This window comes from Sphaerimonospora mesophila (genome assembly GCF_001417795.1).
GTDB classification, from domain to species: Bacteria; Actinomycetota; Actinomycetes; order Streptosporangiales; family Streptosporangiaceae; genus Sphaerimonospora; species Sphaerimonospora mesophila.
Genome location: NZ_BCBX01000081.1, coordinates 1 through 2,773, shown reverse-complemented (window position 1 = coordinate 2,773; position 2,773 = coordinate 1). Strand labels below are relative to the sequence as shown.

At 61.1% G+C, this 2,773-nt stretch carries 2 protein-coding genes; one reads left to right on the top strand and one right to left on the bottom strand.

Annotated elements, in window-relative coordinates; all coding sequences use genetic code 11:
- Positions 1-190: 190 nt before the first annotated feature.
- Positions 191-916 (bottom strand): PaeR7I family type II restriction endonuclease, encoded by a 726-nt coding sequence (locus tag AP234_RS35740; protein WP_083502685.1) that lies wholly within the window; start codon positions 914-916, stop codon positions 191-193.
- A 174-nt stretch (positions 917-1,090) separates the two neighbouring features.
- On the opposite strand from AP234_RS35740, the gene AP234_RS34100 reads away from it, so the two are divergent.
- Positions 1,091-2,773: an Eco57I restriction-modification methylase domain-containing protein gene (locus AP234_RS34100; RefSeq protein ID WP_083502684.1), complete on the top strand. Its 1,683-nt coding sequence runs from the start codon at positions 1,091-1,093 to the stop codon at positions 2,771-2,773.

The following is a 2,773-nucleotide window of genomic DNA, read 5'->3' as shown; positions in this document are numbered from 1 at the left end:
AGTAAAGGGTCGCATTGTCTCGCGGCGGTGTCGGTCGGGCTGCGGCAAGTTGGTTCGAGGTGGAGTGGATAGTGGCGGGCGGACCCGAGCTGCCGGCGGCCGGGACCGGCCCCCAGGCCGCATGCCCGGCCGCCGAGCGGGCGATGGGCCGCGAGGCGGCGCGCAGCGCCGCCCTTGATCCCTATGAGCGTTATTCGGCAGTGCTGCGGGTCTTACTGGCCTTGCGTACGGTGTTGACGTAGTCGACGCGACCTTTGATCTGCACGGCAAAGGCCTCTGCGGTCGCGGTAGCAAGGGGTTCGGTGTAGATGATGCCTTCCTCGGTGCGCTTCGTGGCGATAAACCACCCTGCGTGGTAGACACCATCACCGATGAAACGCTTAACCATCTCCTGATATCGCTGATTGTATGACATGCCCTTAAATGCGGGGTCTGTCGGGAACAGCGCCTTGACCGAGCGGTTTTCCTGCTCGGTCTCGCTTGTCTCCTGGAGCACGAACACGTACCCTAGCCAGGGTGGGACCTGTCCGAACGCTTCGTTTTTCGTCTGTGCAGCATGTGTATCTGTTGCCGTTCCTAGCGCCTCCTCGAACCGGTTATTGATGTTCTTTGATACGCCGCCGACTTGAGATTTGAATTCGATCGCGGCAACCAGGATCCCGTCGCAAACCACAACTAAATCCCACTGCTTGCGCACTCGATAGTAGCCGGGAAGATACGGACGTCGCTCAATGATGCACTCTTCGGAAATTCCAGCTTTCACGAACTCCTGAGCGACTAATTTTGTGATACTGCTCATGTGTGTGTTGGCGCGGGCGGCCCCGCCTGCCCGTCCCTGGTCCTCGAGTGCGGCTTCCTGTGCTCCTCGCGTGACCCAGAACGCTTCGACTACCCGTTGGACATCTTCTCTGCGCACGCCTGGTGTTCCCCTTGGCCCGCTCTGCTGTGTTCAGATGGCGATCAAGAGTACAGGCGGGCAGTCTTCTCAAGCCACAGTTAAGTCTGCGACCGCAACCCTTTACCCATGATCCTGGTTGTTCGACAGGTGCCTGTGCGACTGTTGATCACCACAATCCCCTAAGGTGGCGATATGACACCTCTCATCCCAAATGCGGGCATCGTCCCCTGGACAGTGCTTGCTGAGATCCCCGATGAAGCGGTAGAGCACGGAGAGGTGTTCACCCGCCGATGGATCGTTGAGATGATCCTCGATCTCGTCGACTACCGGCCCGATCGGGACCTGTCGGCGCTACGCCTTGTCGAACCGGCATGCGGGGCAGGGGCCTTCCTCGCTGGCATCGCACGCCGCGTGAGTGAGTCGTGCCGGAAGCATGAACGGCCTCTCCTCGATGCGTTGGGCGCCGTCCGGGCCTTCGACCTGCTGTCCAGGAACGTTGCCCAAGCGAGAAGCCTGGTCACGGGCATTCTGTCCGACGAGGGATGGGACCCTGCCGAGGCCGAAACGGTGGCTGAAGCGTGGATTCGCCAAGCCGATTACCTGTTGGAGCAGACAGACTCTGAGCAGGTGGATTTCGTGGTAGGCAACCCTCCCTATATCCGCCTGGAGGACGTACCCGAGGCCCGGACGAACCTCTACCGCGCCTTGTACCCGACCATGGTAGGCAGGGCTGATATCTACATCGGCTTCTTCGAGGCGGGCCTTCGCTCCTTGCGCGACGGCGGGCGGCTCGGCTTCATCTGCGCCGACCGCTGGATGCGCAACCAGTACGGCAGAGAGCTCCGCCGGTTGGTCACCGACGAGTTCGCCGTGGACGTGTGCGTGACCATGCATGATGTGGACGCTTTCGAAGAACAGGTCTCTGCCTATCCCGCCGTGACCGTGATCCGACAAGGCCGCCAAGGGTCCGCGGTAGCTGCGGACACCACACGAGACTTCGGCGAGTCCGCTGCACATGAACTGACCACCTGGATTCGGCACGGTGAGGACGGCCCGAAGCGGGCCGGCTCCTACCAAGCGGCACGGTTGCCCCACTGGTTCTCAGGATCCGACTTGTGGCCCACGGGGTCTCCAGCCCGCCTTGCCGTACTTGAGGACATGACTGAGCGGTTCACAGTCTTGGGTGATCGTGCCTCGGGCGTCAGGGTCGGTATCGGCGTTGCGACCGGTGCCGACAAGGTTTTCATCACCCGTGATCCTGATATCGTCGAGCTTGACCGTTTGCTTCCGCTGTCGATGGTGCGCGACACCACAAGCGGGGTCTTCGAGTGGTCCGGGCACTACCTCGTCAATCCATGGAGCTCGAACGGCCAGCTCGTCAAACTGAACGACTACCCCAAGCTCCGGGCCTACTTCGAGAAGAGCGCCGCTGCGCTGAGAGGCCGTTACATCGCCAAGAAGAACCCAGAGAAGTGGTACAAGACCATTGACAAGGTCGAGTCCGGCCTTGCCCAGCGTCCCAAGCTGCTGTTTCCCGACATGAAGCTGAGCAGTCATCCTGTCCTGGACAACGGCGGCTACTACCCGCATCACAACCTCTACTTCATCACCTCCGAGACCTGGGATCTCGAAGTGCTCGGCGGGCTCTTGCTCTCTAAGGTGGCGGAAGCCTTCGTAGATGCATATGCGGTGAAGATGCGTGGAAAGACGCTTCGGTTCCAAGCGCAATACCTTCGACGCATCCCCGTGCCACGTCCCGAGACGCTTTCCTCGGAGCAACGGCAACGGCTGATCAATGCCTTCCGGAAGCGGGATGTCCAAGCGGCGACCGCAGCCGCCCTGGACGTGTATGACCTCTCCGAATGGCCCGACTAG

What these genes read in the sequence shown, in the direction of transcription:
- AP234_RS34100 (WP_083502684.1), top strand. Translation starts at nt 1,091, where the DNA reads ATGACACCTCTCATCCCAAATGCGGGCATCGTCCCCTGGACAGTGCTT.